This is a genomic window from Thermoplasmatales archaeon (assembly GCA_014361245.1).
Classification (GTDB): domain Archaea; phylum Thermoplasmatota; class E2; order UBA202; family JdFR-43; genus JACIWB01.
In genome coordinates, this window is record JACIWB010000090.1 from 1 (window position 1) to 1,179 (window position 1,179).

At 61.6% G+C, this 1,179-nt stretch carries 1 protein-coding gene and 1 tRNA gene; both read left to right on the forward strand.

Annotation, left to right across the window (positions count from 1 at the left end):
- The first annotated feature begins 93 nt into the window (after window positions 1–93).
- Entirely contained in the window at window positions 94–1,032 is a 939-nt protein-coding gene (locus H5T45_07625; protein ID MBC7129567.1) for an inorganic phosphate transporter, read from the forward strand.
- 22 nt (window positions 1,033–1,054) lie between these two features.
- Window positions 1,055–1,145 (forward strand) — tRNA-Ser (locus tag H5T45_07630).
- The last annotated feature ends 34 nt before the right edge of the window (window positions 1,146–1,179 follow it).

The following is a 1,179-nucleotide window of genomic DNA, read 5'->3' on the forward strand; positions in this document are numbered from 1 at the left end:
TCCTGCCGGGCGCACTTTATTTTTGCCCCTTGCACCCCTTTCTTCATAGAGGTATAAAGCCAACCATACATCACCGCATGGGAGGGTTTGCCGATGTGGGTCCTCCTTCCCGCGCTGTTCATGGGTTGGGCCCTGGGCGCCAACGCTGCCGGTAACGTCTGTGCCCTAGGCATCGCTACCGGAGCCTGGCGTTACCGCACTGCCGTGCTCCTCACCGCTGCTTTCACCGTTCTCGGTGCATATCTGGTGGGTCGGGCTGGAGTGAACACCTACGGGAATTTGGTCAGCCACGAGGTGCGCGGTGCGTTCTGTGCTACTCTTGCGGCCGGACTAATCGTGGCCATGATGAGCTGGCGTGGCCTGCCCGTGCCCGGGCCACAGGCCATCGTGGGCGCCATCGTCGGCGTGGGCCTCGCTGCAGGACGCTCTGTGGAGTGGGGTCTCCTTGGAAAAATTGTGGCTTCATGGGTGATAAACCCCGTAAGCGCCTGTGCCCTTGCTTACCTTTTGAGCCGCGTCCTCACGCCTCTTTTGAGTCGCAAACTCCTGGGCTTGGAAACCTTTGACCGCTTGACTCGAGCGATTTTGATCCTGGTCGGAATTTGGGGAGCATTTGCTTTAGGTGCCAACAACGTTCCGAATGTGACGGGAGCTTTCGTGAGCACGGGGTTTCTTTCTCCGAGCGCGGCGTGTCTCATCGGCGGAGCAGCCATCGCCCTGGGAGTGCTCACTTATTCCCGGCCAGTGATTGAGACGGTCGGCCACAAGCTGGTGGAGCTTGGGACCTGGCCCGCTTTGCTTGCGGTCACGGCGGAGGTCATGGTCCTCCAAGGGTTCGCCGCGATTGGCTTCCCGGTGTCCACAGCGCAAGCGGTGGTAGGGGCAGTGGTGGGGGTGGGGTTGAGCAAGGGAGTTGAGACCGTAAACCTCCGGCAGGTCTGGAGCATCTTAGCAGGCTGGGTTTTCACTCCCGTGCTTTCCGGGGGGTTGGGTTTCCTTCTTTGGCTTGGGTTTGGGCGACTTCTCGGGTGAGTTTGGTATACTTAGGCCAGATGGAGGGGTGGGCGAGCGGCCGAAACCACCTGCCTGGAGAGCAGGTGCACCCCAAAAGGGTGCCGCGGGTTCGAATCCCGCCCCCTCCGCCAGGCCCGTGCAGGGTGGGGGGGTAGCGGTCCCCTG

Bases quoted from the DNA above. Each gene is read 5' to 3' on its own strand.
- H5T45_07625 (MBC7129567.1), top strand. From the start codon at position 94: ATGTGGGTCCTCCTTCCCGCGCTGTTCATGGGTTGGGCCCTGGGCGCC.